General features: G+C 39.4%; 14 protein-coding genes, 8 tRNA genes and 3 rRNA genes. All 25 read left to right on the forward strand.

Features of this window, described 5'->3' with window-relative positions:
- The coding region (locus AC3B6B_RS09095; RefSeq protein ID WP_489758321.1) for a diadenylate cyclase at nt 1-277 on the forward strand (277 nt) is incomplete at its 5' end.
- Nucleotides 277-1,278 (forward strand): CdaR family protein, encoded by a 1,002-nt coding sequence (locus tag AC3B6B_RS09100; RefSeq protein ID WP_489758308.1) that lies wholly within the window; start codon nt 277-279, stop codon nt 1,276-1,278. The genes AC3B6B_RS09095 and AC3B6B_RS09100, both read left to right, overlap by 1 nt.
- 15 nt (nt 1,279-1,293) lie before the next feature.
- Entirely contained in the window at nt 1,294-2,655 is a 1,362-nt protein-coding gene (glmM, locus tag AC3B6B_RS09105; RefSeq protein WP_489758309.1) for a phosphoglucosamine mutase, read from the forward strand.
- A gap of 198 nt (nt 2,656-2,853) precedes the next feature.
- Nucleotides 2,854-3,495 carry a deoxynucleoside kinase gene (locus AC3B6B_RS09110; RefSeq protein ID WP_489758320.1) on the forward strand — a complete coding sequence of 214 codons (642 nt, stop codon included), beginning with the start codon at nt 2,854-2,856 and terminating at the stop codon, nt 3,493-3,495.
- 69 nt (nt 3,496-3,564) lie between these two features.
- Nucleotides 3,565-4,056 carry a QueT transporter family protein gene (locus tag AC3B6B_RS09115; RefSeq protein WP_489758310.1) on the forward strand — a complete coding sequence of 164 codons (492 nt, stop codon included), beginning with the start codon at nt 3,565-3,567 and terminating at the stop codon, nt 4,054-4,056.
- 99 nt (nt 4,057-4,155) lie between these two features.
- Entirely contained in the window at nt 4,156-5,355 is a 1,200-nt protein-coding gene (locus AC3B6B_RS09120; protein ID WP_489758311.1) for a glycosyltransferase family 4 protein, read from the forward strand.
- Nucleotides 5,348-6,382: a glycosyltransferase family 4 protein gene (locus AC3B6B_RS09125; RefSeq protein ID WP_489758312.1), complete on the forward strand. Its 1,035-nt coding sequence runs from the start codon at nt 5,348-5,350 to the stop codon at nt 6,380-6,382. The genes AC3B6B_RS09120 and AC3B6B_RS09125 overlap by 8 nt, the downstream gene beginning before the upstream one ends.
- Entirely contained in the window at nt 6,382-7,431 is a 1,050-nt protein-coding gene (locus tag AC3B6B_RS09130) for a lysylphosphatidylglycerol synthase transmembrane domain-containing protein (protein ID WP_489758313.1), read from the forward strand. The genes AC3B6B_RS09125 and AC3B6B_RS09130 overlap by 1 nt, the downstream gene beginning before the upstream one ends.
- Nucleotides 7,428-9,494: an LTA synthase family protein gene (locus AC3B6B_RS09135; protein WP_489758314.1), complete on the forward strand. Its 2,067-nt coding sequence runs from the start codon at nt 7,428-7,430 to the stop codon at nt 9,492-9,494. The genes AC3B6B_RS09130 and AC3B6B_RS09135 overlap by 4 nt, the downstream gene beginning before the upstream one ends.
- A gap of 17 nt (nt 9,495-9,511) precedes the next feature.
- The gene (locus AC3B6B_RS09140) at nt 9,512-9,967 is read left to right on the forward strand and encodes a Fur family transcriptional regulator (protein WP_489758315.1); all 456 of its coding nucleotides are present in this window, start codon (nt 9,512-9,514) and stop codon (nt 9,965-9,967) included.
- A 273-nt stretch (nt 9,968-10,240) separates the two neighbouring features.
- Nucleotides 10,241-11,807, forward strand: a 16S ribosomal RNA gene (locus AC3B6B_RS09145).
- Between the two features lie 96 nt (nt 11,808-11,903).
- A tRNA-Ile gene (locus AC3B6B_RS09150) sits at nt 11,904-11,977 on the forward strand.
- A 12-nt stretch (nt 11,978-11,989) separates the two neighbouring features.
- Nucleotides 11,990-12,062: transfer RNA gene (locus AC3B6B_RS09155), tRNA-Ala, on the forward strand.
- A 108-nt stretch (nt 12,063-12,170) separates the two neighbouring features.
- A 23S ribosomal RNA gene (locus AC3B6B_RS09160) occupies nt 12,171-15,087 on the forward strand.
- A gap of 73 nt (nt 15,088-15,160) precedes the next feature.
- Nucleotides 15,161-15,277, forward strand: a 5S ribosomal RNA gene (gene rrf, locus AC3B6B_RS09165).
- Together the 16S, 23S and 5S rRNA genes with 8 tRNA genes alongside form the textbook arrangement of a ribosomal RNA operon.
- A 9-nt stretch (nt 15,278-15,286) precedes the next feature.
- Nucleotides 15,287-15,359: transfer RNA gene (locus AC3B6B_RS09170), tRNA-Asn, on the forward strand.
- A gap of 9 nt (nt 15,360-15,368) precedes the next feature.
- A tRNA-Ser gene (locus tag AC3B6B_RS09175) sits at nt 15,369-15,459 on the forward strand.
- A 13-nt stretch (nt 15,460-15,472) separates the two neighbouring features.
- Nucleotides 15,473-15,544 (forward strand) — tRNA-Glu (locus tag AC3B6B_RS09180).
- Nucleotides 15,545-15,549: 5 nt separating this feature from the next.
- Nucleotides 15,550-15,622 (forward strand) — tRNA-Val (locus AC3B6B_RS09185).
- 28 nt (nt 15,623-15,650) lie between these two features.
- Nucleotides 15,651-15,722 (forward strand) — tRNA-Glu (locus AC3B6B_RS09190).
- Nucleotides 15,723-15,727: 5 nt separating this feature from the next.
- Nucleotides 15,728-15,800 (forward strand) — tRNA-Val (locus AC3B6B_RS09195).
- A gap of 111 nt (nt 15,801-15,911) precedes the next feature.
- Entirely contained in the window at nt 15,912-16,073 is a 162-nt protein-coding gene (locus AC3B6B_RS09200) for a helix-turn-helix transcriptional regulator (RefSeq protein WP_489757721.1), read from the forward strand.
- A 991-nt stretch (nt 16,074-17,064) separates the two neighbouring features.
- Nucleotides 17,065-18,240 carry a class I SAM-dependent methyltransferase gene (locus AC3B6B_RS09205; protein ID WP_489757722.1) on the forward strand — a complete coding sequence of 392 codons (1,176 nt, stop codon included), beginning with the start codon at nt 17,065-17,067 and terminating at the stop codon, nt 18,238-18,240.
- A gap of 107 nt (nt 18,241-18,347) precedes the next feature.
- Nucleotides 18,348-19,547, forward strand: a complete 1,200-nt coding sequence (gene metK, locus AC3B6B_RS09210) for a methionine adenosyltransferase (protein WP_489757723.1) — start codon at nt 18,348-18,350, stop codon at nt 19,545-19,547.
- A gap of 7 nt (nt 19,548-19,554) precedes the next feature.
- Complete coding sequence (locus AC3B6B_RS09215; protein ID WP_489758322.1) at nt 19,555-20,703, forward strand: MDR family MFS transporter; 1,149 nt, start codon at nt 19,555-19,557, stop codon at nt 20,701-20,703.
- Nucleotides 20,704-20,776 lie beyond the last annotated feature (73 nt).

Below are 20,776 nucleotides of genomic sequence, written 5' to 3' on the forward strand. Positions count from 1 at the left end.
GGCGTATTTGCCGTTGTCGGAAAGTAATGCCATTCCGAAAAAATTAGGCACTAGGCACCGAGCGGCCGTGGGGATTAGTGAAGTAACTGATGCTTTGACGATTGTGGTTTCGGAGGAAACTGGTGGGGTGATGATTACGCATAAAAACCATATGATGTTAGATCTTAGCCGGGATGATTACTTGAACTATTTACGGGCCCAATTAGCTCCCACAACGCCACAATCCAATTCAATTTTTAAGAAATTTTTGGCACATTTCCAGAAAGGAAATAACTAATGAAAAAGTGGCGCAAATTCATTGATTCTAAATATTTTTATTTGTTATTATCCTTTTTGGTAGCCTTATGGCTGTACTGGAGCGTCTCCTTACCTAGTATTGGCAGTACCCGAAATGGGGTAACTGCTGGCAATGTGGTTAATGCTAACAAAACTGTTACCTTTAATATGAAATTACAGGTAAATTCCGATGCGGAAAATTATTTTATTACTGGTTATCCTAAACAAGTACGCGTCAAATTGGAGGGCCCCTCAGCCCTAGTTACGGCGACCAAGAACACACATAATTTTACGGTGTATATTAATCTGCACAATTTAAGTGTGGGTCATCATCGTGTTTTAATTCATCAAAGTGGTTTAAATCGCGATCTAAAATACTCTATCAAGCCGCATTATGTCGAAGTTGATATTGAGCCGAAGGCTCAACAAGTATTTCCGATTCAAGCTAAATATAATGCGAAGCAAATTGCTCCGGGTTATATCGGTGGCGATGCTAGTGTGGATCCGCAGGTGGTTCAAGTCGTTGGTGCGCGCAGTGAAGTTCAGCGAATTAGTCAAGTGGTGGCCCATGCTAAGTTACCTCATGGTACATCAACCGATTTTCATCAAGAAGTTTTATTGCAAGCGTTAGATGCTCAAGGGCGCACGTTATCAGTCCTGTTAACTCCACAGACTACCCGGGTTAAAGTTCCCGTCAGTTTACCGAGTAAAAAAGTAAACTTAAAATTTGTACCAAAAAATCTACCCGAAAATAAAAATTATCATATCACTTCGGATGTCGCTGCAGTACGCGTTTATGCTAAGAAAACGGTATTGGATAATCTTAATGAATTAGAAATTCCAATCGACGTTTCTAAGATGGGAACTAAAAAATCAAAAGTTATTACAATTAATCAAGTAAAATCTGATATTATAGATTCGAGTCCACGAACTATTAAGGTCTATTTAAAAACTGGTGATGATCAATCTTCAACAGTTAATCCAGCTTCAATAAATAATTAGAATAAGAGGATAAAAATGGTTAAATATTTTGGTACTGATGGTGTCCGCGGTATTGCGAATAAAGAATTAACACCGGAGCTAGCTTTTCGCTTGGGACGTGCTGGTGGTTTTGTATTGTCCCAACAAAAAGATAGTGACGAAGATCGAGCAGTAGTTTTGGTGGCACGTGATACTCGTAAATCGGGACAAATGTTAGAAACAGCATTAATTTCCGGATTATTATCAGTCGGGATTGAAGTTTTAAATTTAGGAGTGATTACGACTCCAGCAGTGGCTTACTTAGTTAAAGTCCAAGGAGCTGATGCCGGCATTATGATCTCGGCGTCACATAACCCAGCCAGCGATAATGGTATCAAATTTTTTGGTCCAGATGGTTATAAGCTCAAGGATGCTACTGAAGAAGAGATTGAACACTTCTTGGATCAACCAGAAGATTCTTTGCCGCGGCCTTCAGCTGAAGGCATTGGTACTTTGGAGGACTATAAGGAAGGCTCTTTGAAATACTTAGAGTTCTTACGGCAGAGTATTTCTGATGATTTATCAGGAGTAAAAGTGGTGTTAGATGGTGCTAACGGTTCAACTAGTCAATTAGTCAGCAAGTTATTTGCAGATTTGAACGTTGATTTTACCACGATTGCTACTAATCCTGATGGGGTTAATATTAATAATGGTGTTGGTTCTACGCATCCGGAAAAATTAGCGCGAGAAGTGGTTAAGCAGGGGGCGCAAGTCGGATTAGCTTTTGATGGTGACGGTGACCGCTGTATTGCTGTTGATGAAAAGGGGAATATTGTTGACGGTGATAAAATTATGTTTATTCTGGGCAACTATTTTAAAGCCCACGGTCGTTTGAAAAAGGATACTATTGTTACTACAGTGATGAGTAATTTGGGCTTATACAAAGCTATTGAAGCGAACGGTATGAAGTCCGTTCAAACGGATGTTGGTGATCGCCATGTGGCTGCTGAAATGGTTCAGAATGGCTATAACTTAGGTGGCGAACAATCAGGTCATGTGATCATTTTTGATTTGCATAACACGGGTGATGGGATGTTAACCGGTATTCAGTTGTTAAACGTTGTTAAACAAACTGGTCAACAATTGTCGCAACTAGCAGCGCCAGTAAAAACTTATCCACAAGTATTAATTAATGTGAAAGTGCAAAATAAAAATGATTGGCAAAATTATCCTGCCATTCAAGAGGCCATTGATACAGTTGAAAAGGAAATGAATGGTGATGGCCGAGTTTTAGTTCGCCCTAGTGGAACTGAAGCTTTACTCCGGGTAATGATTGAAGCTGCTACTAGAGAAGATGCCCAACGTTTTGGCAACCAAATTGCGAGTGTTGTTCAAAAAGAAATGGGATTGGATGCTTAAATTATTTTGATTGATTAAACAGGCTAGACTCCGTGAAAACTAAAATAGTAATTTACGGAGTCTAGCTTTTTTATTGCTCTCATAGAGATTAGTTAATTGTTGACAACTACTAGATTTAGTAGTAACCCAAAGTTGAGCTACAATATGTGTGGGGTATGTGCTATTATAGATAAGGATTTTTTAAGGAGGGCAAACATGATGATAGTTTTAAGTGGTATGATTGGGGCAGGTAAAAGTAGCCTAGCAACGCTTGTTTCAGAGCATTTAGGAACACAAGCTTTTTATGAACAAGTTGATGATAATCCCGTCTTACCCTTGTTTTATGATGATCCTAAAAAGTATGCATTTTTATTACAAATTTATTTTTTAAACAAGCGTTTTGCTTCTATTAAGCGAGCTTTGTCTGATGATAACAATGTTTTAGACCGTTCAATTTATGAAGACTCTTTATTCTTCCATATCAATGCCGATATGGGACGAGCTACTAAACAAGAAGTGCAAGTTTATGATGAATTATTAGATAATATGATGGAAGAGTTGCCATATGCTGCTCATAAAAAAGCGCCTGATTTATTAGTACATTTGGATGTTTCTTATGAGAAAATGTTGGAGCATATTAAAAAGCGGGGGCGTTCTTATGAACAACCTGAAAATGACCCTTCACTAATTGATTATTATCATAATTTGTTAGGACGCTATGATCGGTGGTACGAGGATTATCATTATAGTCCTAAAATGAAGATTAGTTGTGATCAATATGACTTTGTTGAAAATGAAGAGGATCGCAAAAAAGTTTTACAGTTAATTGATAATAAGTTACAAGAGCGTGATTTGTTATAAAAAAATTTGAGACAGTTTGGAGAACTCCAGGAAAACCTGTCTTTAAACAAAGATGATGGAGGATTTATTTTGAAAAAATATTTTGCAGAGTTTTCAACTCATGATTGGATTTTAAATGCGCTAATGGCAGCAATCTATGTGGTATTGACCATTACCCCACCTTTAAATTCTTTAGCCTACGGCAATATTCAACTACGCATCTCAGAAGTTTTAGTCATGTTACCTTTTTACAATAAAAAGTTTATTCCCGGCTTAACCTTAGGCTGTTTTATTACTAATTTATTTAGCCCGACGGCGGCGGTGGATATTTTTGTCGGAACTTTTGCGTCGTTACTAACTTTCTTATTAATAATTCATCTTCACAAAGGCTATTGGGTCCCCGTGATTGCTGGCATTGTTAACGGTGTGATTGTGGGGTTGGAACTCAACATTATGACGAAGGCACCATTATTTTTAACGATAGTATATATTTTTATTGGTGAGTTTATTGCAGTATTGATTGGATATATTTTGTTTTCCATTTTGTGGAAAAATCGGCAATTTAAAAAGTTGCTTTCCTAAAGCAGTTGAAAAACTGCTTTTTTTATTACGATAATATGTTTTGGCGACTTATTTTGTTATAATTAGGCATATCAACCTGATTTAAGGGAGTATGAAATAATGAATATTGGGATATTTACGGATACTTATTTCCCCCAAGTTAGTGGTGTAGCAACGTCTATTCAAACTTTAAAGAATGACTTAGAACGTAAGGGAGATACAGTTTATATTTTTACAACCTCTGATCCGCATGTTGCTAAAAATACTGTGGAACCTAATATTTTTCGTTTAGGCAGTATTCCGTTTATTTCGTTTACCGATCGGCGTATTGCGTATCGTGGAATGTTTCATGCATTAAAATTGGCAAAAGAATTAGATTTAGATATTGTGCATACGCAAACGGAATTTTCACTGGGACTGATTGGTAAGTTTGTTGCGCATAGCTTAAAAATTCCGTGTGTGCACACGTATCACACGATGTATGAAGATTACTTGCACTATGTTTTGAATGGTCATTTATTAAAGCCAGCACACGTTAAGCAAATGTCCAAGTTATTTATTTCCGGAATGTCTGGTGTGATTGCGCCTAGTCAACGAGTTTATGATACTTTACGCGGTTACGGTATTAAAACACCGATGCAAATTATTCCAACCGGAGTTGATTTGTCGGCTTTTACCCAGCAACTTGACCCACAACCGTTGTTACAACGTTGGCAACTAACTGATCGGCATCCTATTTTATTGACGCTCAGTCGTATTGCCAATGAAAAAAAGATTGAATTATTAATTCAACAGTTACCACAATTAATTAAATATTATCCCGAACTAATTTTAGTCATTGTTGGTGGTGGCCCCGATAAGGCTGATTTAGTTCAACAGGTTCAACAGTTAAATTTACAACAACACGTTTTATTTACTGGTGAAGTTGATCATGATCACGTGGCGCCATATTATCAAATGGCAGATTTGTTTGTTTCCGCTAGTGATACGGAATCACAGGGCTTAACATTTATTGAGGCATTAGCTTCTGGTTTAAAGTGTGTGGTGCGTTCGAGTCCTTACACTGATAATTTACTTGATGATCCAGCACTTGGAGTCACTTATGAAGATCCCAAACAGTTCGCTAATTTAGTGTTACAATACTTGGATCATCCAAGAGCTTTTGATGATCCGGAACCACGAAAGAAAAAATTACATGAAATTTCAGCCGATTTATTTGGTGATCAAGTCTTAAACTTTTATCAAGATGCTTATAAATATTTTTTACGTAAAAAATTAGCTAATGAGCCATTAAAGGACGGTCAATATTACGATGATTAAAATCACGATGTTTTCGTCATCACAAAAAGTAGCAGGTCAAGGAGTTGGCAGTGCTTATACTGAGTTGATGCAATTATTAAACACTTCTTTAAGTCAAGATTTTCAAATAAATGTCAATGACTTTGTCCACACCAGCGATATTAGTCACTATCATACCGTTGATCCGCAGTTTTATGCTTCTACTTTTATGAAAAATCGCGGCCGAAAAATTGGCTATGTTCATTTTTTGCCAGAAACACTACAAGGTAGTTTGCGAATTCCTAAAATGGCGCAAGGGCTAGTTAGCAAATATATTATTTCATTCTATCAACGCATGGATCATTTGATTGTGGTTAATCCGAGTTTTATTCCTAAGTTAGCACAACATGGGATTGACCCACAAAAAGTGACGTATATTCCAAATTTTGTCTCGAACATGGAATTTTACCGGTTTTCTGACAAAAAACGGAATCAAGTTCGGGCTCAATTGGGTTTGGCTCCAACTGATTTCATGGTTTTTGGCGATGGTCAAGTGCAAAAACGTAAAGGTATTGATGATTTTTATCGCTTAGCGGTGGAAAATCCTGATGTCCAATTTATTTGGGCCGGTGGTTTTTCGTTTGGCGCAATTACTGACGGCTATGACCGTTATAAACAGATGATTCGCCAAGCACCAAAAAATTTAACTTTTACAGATATTATTCCGCGTACGCAATTAAATGAATATTTAAATGCGGCTGATTTATTTTTATTACCTTCGTATGATGAATTGTTCCCAATGTCGGTGCTAGAAGCCTTTAATACAGGCACACCAGTAATGTTGCGTGATTTGGAACTTTACCAAGCAATTATTGCTGATAAATATCGTCCAGCTCAGGACTATGCAGCCATGAATCAAGCTTTACGAGAATTGCAACATGATCCAGAACAATTAGCGACTTTAGCACAAAAAGCGATTAGTGCTGCTCATTATTATTCACAAGAACATTTGAGCCGAATTTGGCATGATTTTTATTTAAACCAATTTCAACAGATGAGGAACGATTAATGAATCGTAAAAATTTTGGAGCAATGTTAGTAATGCTCGCGATTGGCGGGGGAATCTTTGCTTTTGAAATTCATAAAACTAACTTGCAATCATTGTTGCATCAAGCAACCACTATCAATTGGTGGTGGCTACTGATCGCTTTTGGATCAATGTTTTGTTCGTTCTTTTTTGAGGCTTTAGTTTTAAAAGTTTTGTTGCAGAATCGTGATGATGAGTTACATCATTGGTGGAATATTTTAAGAATTCCTTGGATCCAAGCTTTATTTAACGCGATTACACCTTTTTCTTCGGGGGGACAACCCGCACAAATCGTTTCTTTAGTTCAATCAGGGGTCGAGGTAGGCCGTGGCAGTTCAGTCCTATTAATGAAATTTGTTATATATCAAACGATTGTTTTAATTAACTTTATCATTGCAATGCTTTTTCAATTTGACCAAATTGCGCACCATTTTGCCGGATTAGCTATCTTGATTGTTTGTGGTTTTTTGTTACACGTTGTGACAATTGGTGTATTATTAATGATTATGTTTTATTATCGTTTTACGCGCCAAGTAACATTATTAATCATGAAATTTGTCGGTTTGTTTGTTAATACAACCAAAGTACAGTATTGGACAACTAAGGTGCTTAATAAAATTGACAATTTTTACCAAGAAAGTTTAATTTTAAAAAAAGAACGGCGAAAAGTTTGTAAAGCAGCTGTTTTGACTTTTATTCAATTAATTTTTTATTATTTAGTGGTTTATTTCACTTTGTTGGCTTTACACGTTCAACATGTTAATATCATTAACGTTTTAATTACACAAGTAATGATTGTCATGATCACATCCATTTTTCCTATTCCGGGTGGTACAGGTGGCGCTGAATATAGTTTTCGCACTTTATTCTCACAGTACATTAGCTTGCCAAGTCAACTGGTTTTAGGCATGTTTATTTGGCGCTTTATAACTTATTATCTAGGCATGTTTTTAGGAATTATTGCCATTGCATTTAAACCAATTAATGAACGTACTCAGTATTCGGTACGTGGAGGAAAGATTTCAGAATGAAGAACTTCGGAAAAAAATTAGCAAAAACTTTCAACACTAAGCTAGGCTTTTTTACTTTAGCGGTAGTTTTGTGTTGGATTAAAACTTATTTGATTTGTTTGAATAAGTTTAATTTAGGAATCAAGACGAGCATGCAGGCGTTTTTGTTATTCTTAAATCCTATTCCAACAACCATTTTATTATTAGGAATTGCGCTTTATTTGAAGGGGCGTAAATCATACATTTACATGATGATTATTGATCTAATTACGTCAACTTGGCTCTTTGCTAATATTTTATATTATCGAGAATTTTCGGATTTTTTAACTTTGACGTTAATTAAGGGTTCTAGTTCTGTTTCGAATAATCTGGGTACCAGCATTGTAGGAATTATTAGACCAACTGACTTTTTAGCTTTTGCAGATGTTTTAGTATTAATTATTTTGTTAGCTTTTAAAGTTGTGAAAATAGATATTCAAAAGTTAACTACGAAAATCCCTTTGACAATTACAGGGATTGCCATTGTTAGCTTTGGGATTAACTTAACTTTGGCGCAACAGGATCGTTCAGGCTTATTAACCCGGACGTTTGATAATAATTATATTGTGAAATATTTAGGCTTAAATGCTTATTCGGTTTATGATACAGTCAAAGCTGCGAAAACTAGCGCAGTCAAAGCTAGTGCTGATAGTTCTGATATGAAGACAGTTAAGAACTATATGAGTAACAATTATGTTGCTCCGAATGTGCAATATACCGGAGTAGCTAAGGGTAAAAATGTTTTTGTGATTCATTTGGAAAGTTTCCAACAATTTTTATTAGATTTTAAATGGGATAATCAAGAAGTTACTCCTAATTTGAATAAGATTTATCATGAAAGTAATACCTTGAGTTTTGATAACTTCTTTAATCAAGTAGGACAAGGTAAGACTGCAGATGCCGAAATGATGATGGAAAATTCTTTATTTGGCTTGCCTGAAGGGGCAGCGATGGTAACTGACGGTACATCGAATACCTTTCAAGCTGCGCCAGCTATTTTAGATCAGCATGGTTATACAACCGCATCTTTTCATGGCGATGTACCTAGTTTTTGGAATCGCGATAACACTTATAAATCCTGGGGGTATAACTATTTCTTTAGCTCCAATTACTATAAGCAAAAGAAAAATTATAATGTTGGTTATGGCATGAAAGATAAGATCTTTATGAAGGATACTGCTAGTTATATCCAACAGTTGCCGCAACCTTTTTATGCTAAAGTGATTACCGTTACGAACCACTATCCGTATTTGTTAGATAAAAAGAATCAGACCATTTCTAAAACTAATACCGGTGATAAAACTGTTGATGGTTATGTACAAACAGCACATTATTTAGATCAATCAATTGGTGAATTTATGAATTGGTTGAAAGCTACAGGCTTAGATAAAAATAGTATGGTAGTCTTTTATGGAGATCACTACGGTATTTCAGGTAATCATAAGAAGGCTGTTGCTAAGTTATTGGGTAAGGACAAATTTAACGATTTTGATAATGCCCAATTTCAACGGGTACCATTTATGATTCATATGAATGGTTTGCAAGGTGGAGTTAATCACACGTACGGTGGTGAAATCGATGCATTACCAACAATTTTGAATTTATTGGGTGTTAATAATCGTAATAATATTCAATTTGGTTCTGATTTATTGTCGAATAAACATCCACAATTAGTTGCCTTTCGGAACGGAGACTTTGTATCCCCAGAATTTACAAAGGTCAACGGTGCTTACTACTATACTAAGAATGGTAAAGCGGCAAAAGACTTGACCCCAGAACAAAAAAGTCGTGTTGATGCTATGTCTAATAAAGTAGCAACTGAATTATCATTGTCGGATAAGATTATTACTGGTGATCTGCTGAGGTTCTACACACCAAAGGGGTTTGACAAAGTAAATAAAAAAGATTTTAATTATTCTAAAAAGAAATCCTTAAAGAAATTAAAGGCTCAGAATAAAAAAGATAAGTCTAGCTTGGAATATAAGAATAATAATAAATCATTAATGAATCTCTATCACACAGACGCTCCAGAGCTAGCTAATTAAGAAAGGAGTGGCTAAGTTTGGATACTGATCAATTTGAAGAAGAATTTCAGGAACAAGTTCAAGACCTAAGGCAACACAAAGTAAGGATGACTGAACAGAGATTGCTTATTTTGAAATATATGATGACCCATCAAAATCATCCTACAGCGGAAATGGTTTATAACGATCTCAAAGATGAGGTCACTTCCAATGTTAGTATTGCTACTGTCTATAATAATCTCAAGTTTTTGTCTAAAATAACTCCAATTAATGAATTGACCTATGATGATAGGTCAATTCATTTTGATTATTATCACCAAGAACATTTTCATGCAATTTGCCGAATTTGTGGGCAAGTTTACGATATTAATTATCATGATTATGAATCTTTAAAACGGCGGTTAATCAAGGATTCAGGGTTTGAAATAGAAAAAATCGAATTAAATATCCAAGGAATTTGCAAAAAATGTCAAAAAGGGGTTGCAAAAGGGTAAAAAAGTTGATAATATATTTTCTGTTGTCAATGAGTCATGCGCGTCACTGTTAAGCAAATAAAAAAAACAGTTGACAAGCTCATGATAAGATGATAAACTAAATAAGCCGCTTAATCAAGTGGTAATCAACAAAAAGTTAAGTAGATCTTTGAAAACTGAACAAAGTTTCTTTAAAAGCCAAGTGCTGGGTTCTTGAAAAAGAACCTGTCAATTTAAAAGTAATAAAGAAGACAAAGAACGTTAGAGTTCTAAGTCTGAGTCAACAAACTAACAAAAAATGAGAGTTTGATCCTGGCTCAGGACGAACGCTGGCGGCGTGCCTAATACATGCAAGTCGAGCGAGCAGAAGTAACGGAATACCTTCGGGTAGGAAGATATGGACGCGAGCGGCGGATGGGTGAGTAACACGTAGGTAACCTGCCCTTTAGCGGGGGATAACAATTGGAAACAGTTGCTAATACCGCATAAAGTGCTTAATCACATGATTAAGGAATGAAAGACGGTTTCGGCTGTCACTAAAGGATGGACCTGCGGCGTATTAGCTAGTTGGTGAGGTAAAGGCCCACCAAGGCGATGATACGTAGCCGACCTGAGAGGGTAATCGGCCACATTGGGACTGAGACACGGCCCAAACTCCTACGGGAGGCAGCAGTAGGGAATCTTCCACAATGGACGAAAGTCTGATGGAGCAACGCCGCGTGGATGAAGAAGGTTTTCGGATCGTAAAATCCTGTTGTTGAAGAAGAACGTGCTTGAGAGTAACTGCTCAAGTAGTGACGGTATTCAACCAGAAAGTCACGGCTAACTACGTGCCAGCAGCCGCGGTAATACGTAGGTGGCAAGCGTTGTCCGGATTTATTGGGCGTAAAGGGAGCGCAGGCGGTTTGAAAAGTCTGAATGTGAAAGCCCTCAGCTTAACTGAGGAAGTGCATCGGAAACTGTCAAACTTGAGTGCAGAAGAGGAGAGTGGAACTCCATGTGTAGCGGTGAAATGCGTAGATATATGGAAGAACACCAGTGGCGAAGGCGGCTCTCTGGTCTGTAACTGACGCTGAGGCTCGAAAGCATGGGTAGCGAACAGGATTAGATACCCTGGTAGTCCATGCCGTAAACGATGAGTGCTAAGTGTTGGGAGGTTTCCGCCTCTCAGTGCTGCAGCTAACGCATTAAGCACTCCGCCTGGGGAGTACGACCGCAAGGTTGAAACTCAAAGGAATTGACGGGGGCCCGCACAAGCGGTGGAGCATGTGGTTTAATTCGAAGCAACGCGAAGAACCTTACCAGGTCTTGACATCTCCTGAAAGCTGTAGAGATACAGGGTTCCCTTCGGGGACAGGAAGACAGGTGGTGCATGGTTGTCGTCAGCTCGTGTCGTGAGATGTTGGGTTAAGTCCCGCAACGAGCGCAACCCTTGTTACTAGTTGCCAGCATTAAGTTGGGCACTCTAGTGAGACTGCCGGTGACAAACCGGAGGAAGGTGGGGACGACGTCAAATCATCATGCCCCTTATGACCTGGGCTACACACGTGCTACAATGGATGGTACAACGAGAAGCGAACTCGTGAGGGCAAGCAGAACTCTAAAAACCATTCTCAGTTCGGATTGCAGGCTGCAACTCGCCTGTATGAAGTTGGAATCGCTAGTAATCGTGGATCAGCATGCCACGGTGAATACGTTCTCGGGCCTTGTACACACCGCCCGTCACACCATGAGAGTTTGTAATACCCAAAGCCGGTGGGGTAACCCTTCGGGGAGCTAGCCGTCTAAGGTAGGACAAATGATTAGGGTGAAGTCGTAACAAGGTAGCCGTAGGAGAACCTGCGGCTGGATCACCTCCTTTCTAAGGAAAAATAAACGGAAAGCAGTTGGCAAGAAACTTTGTTTAGTTTTGAGAGGTCTACTCTCAGGGCACCAAGAGACAAGCGCGAAAGAAATCGGGCCTATAGCTCAGCTGGTTAGAGCGCACGCCTGATAAGCGTGAGGTCGATGGTTCAAGTCCATTTAGGCCCATAGAAATAGTACGGGGGTTTAGCTCAGCTGGGAGAGCACCTGCTTTGCAAGCAGGAGGTCATCGGTTCGATCCCGTTAACCTCCATTGACAGGAAACTGTCAAGGACATTAGTACTTTGAAAACTGAATATTATGAGAAGAAAGACACCGAGAATCGAGAGATTCGAAGAAAGTAAGAAACAGTAGTAAATAAGGTTAAGATAATAAGGGCGCACGGTGGATGCCTAGGTACTAGGAGCCGAAGAAGGACGCAACGAACAGCGAAATGCTCCGGGGAGTTGTAAGTAAACGAAGATCCGGAGATATCCGAATGGGGGAACCCGGCTAAGGTAAAGCTTAGTCACACTGCGACGAAAGTTGTAAGTGAGGAAGACATGGTGAACTGAAACATCTAAGTAGCCATAGGAAGAGAAAGAAAAATCGATTTCCTGAGTAGCGGCGAGCGAAACGGAAAGAGCCCAAACCAGAGAGCATGCTCTTTGGGGTTGTAGGACTGGGACGTGAGATAGTCGAAGATAGCTGAATCAGTTGGGAAGCTGAACCAGAGATAGTGATAGTCTAGTAGGCGAAATCAGAGACACTCTACCAGTATCCTGAGTACGGCGGGGCACGTGAAACCCCGTCGGAAGCAGGGAGGACCATCTCCCAAGGCTAAATACTCCCTAGTGACCGATAGAGAACAAGTACCGTGAGGGAAAGGTGAAAAGCACCCCGGAAGGGGAGTGAAATAGATCCTGAAACCGTGTGCCTACAAGTAGTCAGAGCTCGTTAAAGAGTGATGGCGTGCCTTTTGTAGAATGAACCGGCGAGTTACGATTGCGTGCGAGGTTAAGTTGAGAAGACGGAGCCGTAGCGAAAGCGAGTCTGAATAGGGCGAAAGAGAGTACGTAGTCGTAGACCCGAAACCAAGTGACCTACCCATGTCCAGGTTGAAGGTGCGGTAAAACGCACTGGAGGACCGAACCCACGTAAGTTGAAAATTGCGGGGATGAGGTGTGGGTAGCGGTGAAATTCCAAACGAACTTGGAGATAGCTGGTTCTCTCCGAAATAGCTTTAGGGCTAGCCTCGGAGAAGAGGATCTTGGAGGTAGAGCACTGTTTGGACTAGGGGCCCAACATGGGTTACTGAATTCAGATAAACTCCGAATGCCAAAGATCTTTCTCCGGGAGTCAGACGGTGAGTGATAAGATCCATCGTCGAAAGGGGAACAGCCCAGATCACCAGTTAAGGTCCCAAAATCCATACTAAGTGGAAAAGGAAGTGGAACTGCACAGACAACTAGGATGTTGGCTTAGAAGCAGCAACTCATTTAAAGAGTGCGTAATAGCTCACTAGTCGAGTGGTTCTGCGCCGAAAATGTACCGGGGCTAAGTATGGTACCGAAACTGTGGATGTGCATCGAAAGATGTACGTGGTAGGAGAGCGTTGTAAGCACGAAGAAGCCAGATCGAGAGGACTGGTGGAGAGCTTAGAAGTGAGAATGCCGGTATGAGTAGCGAAAGACCAGTGAGAATCTGGTCCACCGGATGACTAAGGTTTCCTGGGGAAGGCTCGTCCGCCCAGGGTTAGTCGGGACCTAAGATGAGGCCGAGAGGCGTAATCGATGGAAAACAGGTTGAGATTCCTGTACTGTTCAGTGTTGTTTGAACGATGGAGGGACGCAGGAGATGAATTGTGAGCATGCAGCTGGAAAAGCATGTCTAAGCAGCGAGTCTGGATATGAGTCAAATGCTTATAACCGCGAAGGATGAGTTGTGATAGGGAGCGAAATTAAAGTAGCGAAGCACAATAGTCACACTGCCGAGAAAAGCTTCTAGTGAGACACTGAATACCCGTACCGCAAACCGACACAGGTAGTCAAGGAGAGAATCCTAAGGTGAGCGAGAGAACTATCGTTAAGGAACTCGGCAAAATAGCCCCGTAACTTTGGAAGAAGGGGTGCTGGTGTAAGAGCCAGCCGCAGTGAAAAGGCCCAAACAACTGTTTATCAAAAACACAGGTCTCTGCAAAATCGTAAGATGACGTATAGGGGCTGACGCCTGCCCGGTGCTGGAAGGTTAAGAGGATGAGTTAGACTTCGGTCGAAGCCCAGAATTGAAGCCCCAGTAAACGGCGGCCGTAACTATAACGGTCCTAAGGTAGCGAAATTCCTTGTCGGGTAAGTTCCGACCCGCACGAAAGGCGTAATGATTTGGGCACTGTCTCAACGATAGACTCGGTGAAATTATAATACCCGTGAAGATGCAGGTTACCCGCGACAGGACGGAAAGACCCCATGGAGCTTTACTGTAGCTTGATATTGAGTTTTTGTGTAACATGTACAGGATAGGTAGGAGCCGTAGAGATCGGTACGCTAGTATCGAAGGAGGCGCTGGTGGGATACTACCCTTGTTATATGAAAGCTCTAACCCGCGCCGTTGAAGCACGGCGGGAGACAGTGTCAGGTGGGCAGTTTGACTGGGGCGGTCGCCTCCTAAACAGTAACGGAGGCGCCCAAAGGTTCCCTCAGAATGGTTGGAAATCATTCGTAGAGTGTAAAGGTAGAAGGGAGCTTGACTGCGAGACAGACAAGTCGAGCAGGGACGAAAGTCGGGCTTAATGATCCGGTGGCACCGTATGGAAGGGCCATCGCTCAACGGACAAAAGCTACCCTGGGGATAACAGGCTTATCTCCCCCAAGAGTTCACATCGACGGGGAGGTTTGGCACCTCGATGTCGGCTCATCGCATCCTGGGGCTGTAGTCGGTCCCAAGGGTTGGGCTGTTCGCCCATTAAAGCGGTACGCGAGCTGGGTTCAGAACGTCGTGAGACAGTTCGGTCCCTATCCGTCGCGGGCGTAGGAAATTTGAGAGGATCTGTCCTTAGTACGAGAGGACCGGGATGGACATACCACTGGTGTACCAGTTGTCTTGCCAAAGGCATAGCTGGGTAGCTAAGTATGGAAGGGATAAACGCTGAAAGCATCTAAGTGTGAAACCCACCTCAAGATGAGATTTCCCATTCAGTAATGAAGTAAGACCCCTCAAAGAAGATGAGGTAGATAGGTTGCGAGTGGAAGTGTAGTGATACATGGAGCTGAGCAATACTAATCGGTCGAGGGCTTAACCAAGGGTGTCGAGTAAGAACATAATATTCAGTTTTGAGAGGACTAAGGTTCTTTCAGAAGGTAAGAAGAGAGCAAGTGTGGTGGCGATAGCGAGGAGGAAACACCTGGAATCATGCCGAACACAGAAGTTAAGCTTCTCAGCGCCGAAAGTAGTTGGTGGGAAACTACCTGCGAGGATAGGTCGTTGCCATGCTGCTCTTATTCCGGTTTAGCTCAGTTGGTAGAGCATCTGACTGTTAATCAGGGTGTCGTCAGTTCGAGTCTGACAACCGGAGTTTTTATTTGGAGAGTTGTCCGAGTGGCTGAAGGAGCATGATTGGAAATCATGTATACGGGCTTTTACCTGTATCAAGGGTTCAAATCCCTTACTCTCCGTTAGCTTTTAGCTGACCCGTTGGTCAAGTGGTTAAGACACCGCCCTTTCACGGCGGTAACATGGGTTCAAATCCCGTACGGGTCATTTTTGGAAGATTAGCTCAGTTGGGAGAGCGTCTGCCTTACAAGCAGAGGGTCACAGGTTCGAGCCCTGTATCTTCCATTTTATTTTATAAATAAATATTTGTTCTGACCCGTTGGTCAAGTGGTTAAGACACCGCCCTTTCACGGCGGTAACATGGGTTCAAATCCCGTACGGGTCATTTTTGGAAGATTAGCTCAGTTGGGAGAGCGTCTGCCTTACAAGCAGAGGGTCACAGGTTCGAGCCCTGTATCTTCCATTTTTAATATCTTGGTAAAGCATTGATAATTAATCAATGCTTTTTTTGTGTTTATACTAGGTTTGACTAAAAGTGTTAAAGTTATTTGACATTATGAAATGGAAAATAAGATTGCCAATTTTAAAAAAACAGCGTTATTCACAGGCGCAGTTAGCTGAATTAGCTAATGTTATACGGCAAACTGTTAATGCTATTGAAAATAATAAGTATGATCCGTTGTTGTTGGTTTGGGAGTGGTCATATGTTTTTGCATATTGTCACTTGGACCATTAAAAAATGTATACAATCAAAAATGGCACTTCCTAATTAGAAGTGTCATTTTTAATTCAGGTTTATGTTGATAAGCTAGACTATTTTGTTATCTTTGCTTTTATAAGGGAATTTTTCCTTTAGCGTTAGCTTCTTGTTTGCGAGTGGTTTAGTTACTGCTAATTATTAAAATTAGATCTGGATTACCAGCCAGACTGTACTTTTACTTTCGCAAATATTTTAGCATTAAAATTTAAATGAAGTAATTTAAAAAACTAAAAATTCCTCGCACAATATCTAATTGGTAATCGTTTAGTTTTAAATGGAGTAAATATTTAACTATTAAAATTATTAAAAAGCAACCTAAATAGCTCACAACTGCTAAGTTGGTTAAATAATGTAGTAGGTATAATCCCAATAAAACTACTCCAATGCAAAACCCACCGATAAAAATCTGGTGCGAGTTGTTAGTTAGTGTAGTCAGTAAAGTAAAAAAATTAATTAAAATAATATTTAAAATAATTTGGGCGGATAAAAAATGAAGTATTGGAAAAACAATGACAATACTACTAAAAATCGGCAGAAAAAAATTCCAGATAAAAGTTGAAACAGAATTATTAGCAATAAATAAGCAAATTAGTAATTCGCATAACCAAAGAATAAAGAGGTAGTGAGGGTACGATTGCAATTTTAACAAATAAGCAATTGCCAGACTGAATACGAAATAAATAAGATTGAAATATTTATTGGCTTTTAAGGGGTGGAAAATATTACTATAAACAACAATCAGAATTGTTAAGATTAACGACACCATACTATTGTGATCATAGTTGGTGGGGTATTTTAAAGTTAAAATCATCGGATAAATTAACAAACTTATGAGATTAGTTGCGGAATTGATTAGTTTCATTGCTGAACTCCTTTATGAAGACTAGTTTAATTTTACTAAATTTGAAGATTATTAGCTAATGGTGTAATGTAGGACTATTGGATTGAGAAATGAGGTCAATAATCTATGTTAGAAAAAACTTTTTATAAAGAGTTATTAAAAAATTCGTTTAATATTCCTCTTAAGGTAACCTATTGGGATGGTAAGACTGAAACTTATGGTACTGGCGATCCCCAAATTCATATTACTATTCATGAAGCTATTCCAATTAAAGAGATTGCAGCTAACGCTTCAATTGCTTTAGGTGAAGCGTATATGGATAAGAAAATTGAGATCGATGGCAGTATCGAAGATTTAATTTTAGCCGCTTATCAAAGTAAAGATAGCTTTTTATACAATAAAAAATTTAAACAATTTGTTTCCAACCGTCAACATTCAGAGAGTAAAAATCAAGAATATGTTCAAGATCATTACGATATTGGTAATGACTTTTATAAACTTTGGTTAGATGAGACGCTAACTTATTCTTGTGCGTATTTTGAACATGAAGATGATGATTTAAAAACTGCACAGTTGAATAAAGTTAATCATATTTTGAAAAAGTTAGATCCTCAACCAGGCAAAACGTTATTAGATATTGGTTGTGGCTGGGGTACTTTAATGCTGACTGCTGCACAAAAATATGATTTAAAGGTTACGGGCATTACTTTAAGTGAAGAACAGTATAAGTATGTGACTGCACAGATTGAAAAATTAGGTCTGCAAGATCGCGCAGAAATCTTATTGACGGACTACCGTGAACTGAAGGGCCGTCAGTGGGATTACATTGTTTCTGTGGGCATGTTTGAACATGTAGGTGAGGAAAACTTGCCAGGTTATTTCCAAGATGTTAGTGATTTCTTAGTTGACAATGGTAAAGCGTTGATTCACGGAATTACGATGCAAACACAACATGGTGGTTCCAATGGCTGGATTGATAAGTGGATTTTCCCAGGTGGGTACATTCCCGGCTTAACAGAAAATATCCAAAATATTATTGGTTCCGGATTGCAAATTGCTGATACTGAAATGTTACGTAGACATTATCAAAAAACCCTTGAAATTTGGGATCATAATTTCCAAGCTAAATTACCAGAAGTCATTGAGATGATGGACGAACGTTTTAGTCGCATGTGGGATTTGTATTTACAAGCTTGTGCTGCTTCCTTCGCTTCCGGACATATTGACGTTGTGCAATATCTATTAACTAAGGGTCCTTCTGGAACTGGTTTGCCAATGACTCGTGATTATGTTTATAAATAATTAAGTATTAATGTTTTTAAATATGTGATAACATATTTTAGTTAACTAAATTCCCGATGGGGCTATTTAGCTTACCTGTAACCTAAATTCAAGGGGGAAGTATTTTTATGGAAAAAGAACGTCATTTCTTTACATCGGAATCTGTTTCAGAAGGACATCCAGATAAAATAGCTGATCAAATTAGTGATGCTATTTTGGATGCTATTTTAGCTAAGGATCCGCAAGCACGGGTTGCTTGTGAGACTACAGTGACCACTGGATTAGTTTTGGTTGCTGGCGAAATATCAACGACCGCTTACGTTGATATGCAAGCTATTGTACGTCAAACGATTCGTGAAATTGGCTATACGGATTCGGCTTACGGTTTTGATGCTGATACTTGTGCCGTGATTATTGCGGTTGATCAACAATCGCCTGATATTGCGCAAGGGGTGGATGACGCCTTAGAAAAAAGAGATTCAGACAATGATACTGATCCGCTAGATCAAATTGGTGCTGGCGATCAAGGCTTGATGTTTGGTTATGCTACCAATGAAACACCAGAGTTTATGCCTTTGCCGATTATCTTGGCTCACAAGTTGGTTTATAAGGTGACTCAGGTCCGCAAACAACATGAATTGACTTATTTACGCCCAGATTCAAAGGCGCAAGTTACTGTCGAATATGATGATAACTGGAAGGCTTTACGGGTTGATACAGTTGTTTTAAGTACGCAGCATGATCCAGATGTCAAGTTAGCTGATTTACGGCAAGATGTGATTGAGAAAGTGATTAAACAAGTTATTCCGGCTGAACTATTGGATGCTGAAACTAAATTCTTTATTAATCCAACTGGACGCTTCGTTTTAGGTGGTCCAAGTAGTGATACTGGATTAACTGGTCGTAAAATTATTGTCGATACCTATGGTGGTTTTGCTCATCATGGTGGTGGAGCCTTCTCTGGCAAAGATGCGACTAAGGTTGATCGTTCGGCTAGTTATGCGGCACGTTATGTGGCTAAGAATTTAGTTGCTGCTGGGGTCGCTGATCAAATTGAAATTCAATTAGCTTATGCGATCGGGGTAGCACGTCCAGTTTCTATTAATGTTAATACCTTTAATACAAGTGATTATAGTGATTCGCAAATTGTGCAAGCTATTCGGGAAGTCTTTGATTTAAGACCAGCCGGAATTATCGAGATGTTAGATCTAAAGCGGCCAATTTATAAGCAAACGGCTGCTTATGGCCATTTTGGGCGCACTGATGTGCAATTGCCATGGGAACAATTAGACAAAGTTACAGCGATTCAGCAAGCTATTAAAAAGTAGGGATATTGTGAATTCAACAGTAAAAAAAACAAACGTTAAGTGGGTCACGGTTGCAGTCTTTGTAGCAACTTTCATGACAGCCGTCGAAGGAACGATTGTTTCGACGGCGATGCCGACAATTATTAGTGATTTACATGGCTTGAAATTAATGAATTGGGTCTTTTCAATCTATTTATTAATGAGCGCGGTCACGACGCCGATTTATGGTAAATTATCTGATCGCTATGGTCGTAAAATTTTATTAAATATTGGCTTATTAATTTTTGTCTTGGGTTCTTTTTTATGTTGTATTTCGCATTCTATGTTGCAACTAATTTTGTCACGGGTTTTACAAGGACTAGGTGCTGGGGCAATTCAGCCGTTGACGTATACCGTTTTAGCTGATATTTATCCGTTAGAAAAAAGGGCCAATATGATTGGCTTAAATGGGTCTGCCTGGGGAATTGCCTCAATTGTGGCGCCTTTGTTAGGTGGTTTTATTGTTGAACAACTGTCTTGGCATTGGGTCTTTGCCATTAATATTCCCATTGGTTTGATTACAATTATCTTGATTCAATTATTTTTGCATGAACCTAAGCGCAGTCAAGCTGTGCGTGAGCCGGTTGATTTTCAAGGTATTATCTTATTAACGTTCGTCTTAGTTTGTTTAATGCTCGGGCTACAGAACTTAAATAATGCCCATGCTTGGCTAATTAGTTTAATTTTGTTAGTAGCAGCCGTATTAGGTGCTTTTGTATTTGTGAAGGTCGAACGGCAAAAATCAGATCCAATTTTGCCGTTAAAATTATTTAAAAATCGTACTTTTGTTGTACAAAATGTGTCGATTCTATTAATTTCTGGTTTCTTGATTGGTTTTGATGCTTATTTGCCAATTTGGATGCAGAGCGTTTTAGGACTGAAGCCGTCGATGGGGGGCTTTGTGGTTACACCTAGTTCGGTAGTTTGGTTATTTGGTTCTTATATTTCTGGTAAAATGATTGCTAAATATCCACCGCATAAAATTACGTTATTTGCACTTAGCTTTCTAGTGGTTGGCTGTGGGTGCTATCTGTTGTTACCGTTAAAAACGGCCTTTGGCATTTTTCTAATTATCTCTGCGGTGGTTGGTTTTGGTTTTGGTTTGTCGATTACGCTCGTAATTTGGGGCAAACCTTGATGGTTTCCGTCTTTGGAATTGTGATGAACCTAAAAATGGCACAAGGAGTACAACAACATTCAGGTTTAACTTT

This window comes from Bombilactobacillus sp. ESL1197, from assembly GCF_058107145.1.

What these genes read in the sequence shown, in the direction of transcription:
- AC3B6B_RS09100 (WP_489758308.1), top strand. Translation starts at nt 277, where the DNA reads ATGAAAAAGTGGCGCAAATTCATTGATTCTAAATATTTTTATTTGTTA.
- glmM (WP_489758309.1), top strand. Translation starts at nt 1,294, where the DNA reads ATGGTTAAATATTTTGGTACTGATGGTGTCCGCGGTATTGCGAATAAA.
- AC3B6B_RS09110 (WP_489758320.1), top strand. Translation starts at nt 2,854, where the DNA reads ATGATAGTTTTAAGTGGTATGATTGGGGCAGGTAAAAGTAGCCTAGCA.
- AC3B6B_RS09120 (WP_489758311.1), top strand. Translation starts at nt 4,156, where the DNA reads ATGAATATTGGGATATTTACGGATACTTATTTCCCCCAAGTTAGTGGT.
- AC3B6B_RS09125 (WP_489758312.1), top strand. Translation starts at nt 5,348, where the DNA reads ATGATTAAAATCACGATGTTTTCGTCATCACAAAAAGTAGCAGGTCAA.
- AC3B6B_RS09130 (WP_489758313.1), top strand. Translation starts at nt 6,382, where the DNA reads ATGAATCGTAAAAATTTTGGAGCAATGTTAGTAATGCTCGCGATTGGC.
- AC3B6B_RS09135 (WP_489758314.1), top strand. Translation starts at nt 7,428, where the DNA reads ATGAAGAACTTCGGAAAAAAATTAGCAAAAACTTTCAACACTAAGCTA.
- AC3B6B_RS09205 (WP_489757722.1), top strand. Translation starts at nt 17,065, where the DNA reads ATGTTAGAAAAAACTTTTTATAAAGAGTTATTAAAAAATTCGTTTAAT.
- metK (WP_489757723.1), top strand. Translation starts at nt 18,348, where the DNA reads ATGGAAAAAGAACGTCATTTCTTTACATCGGAATCTGTTTCAGAAGGA.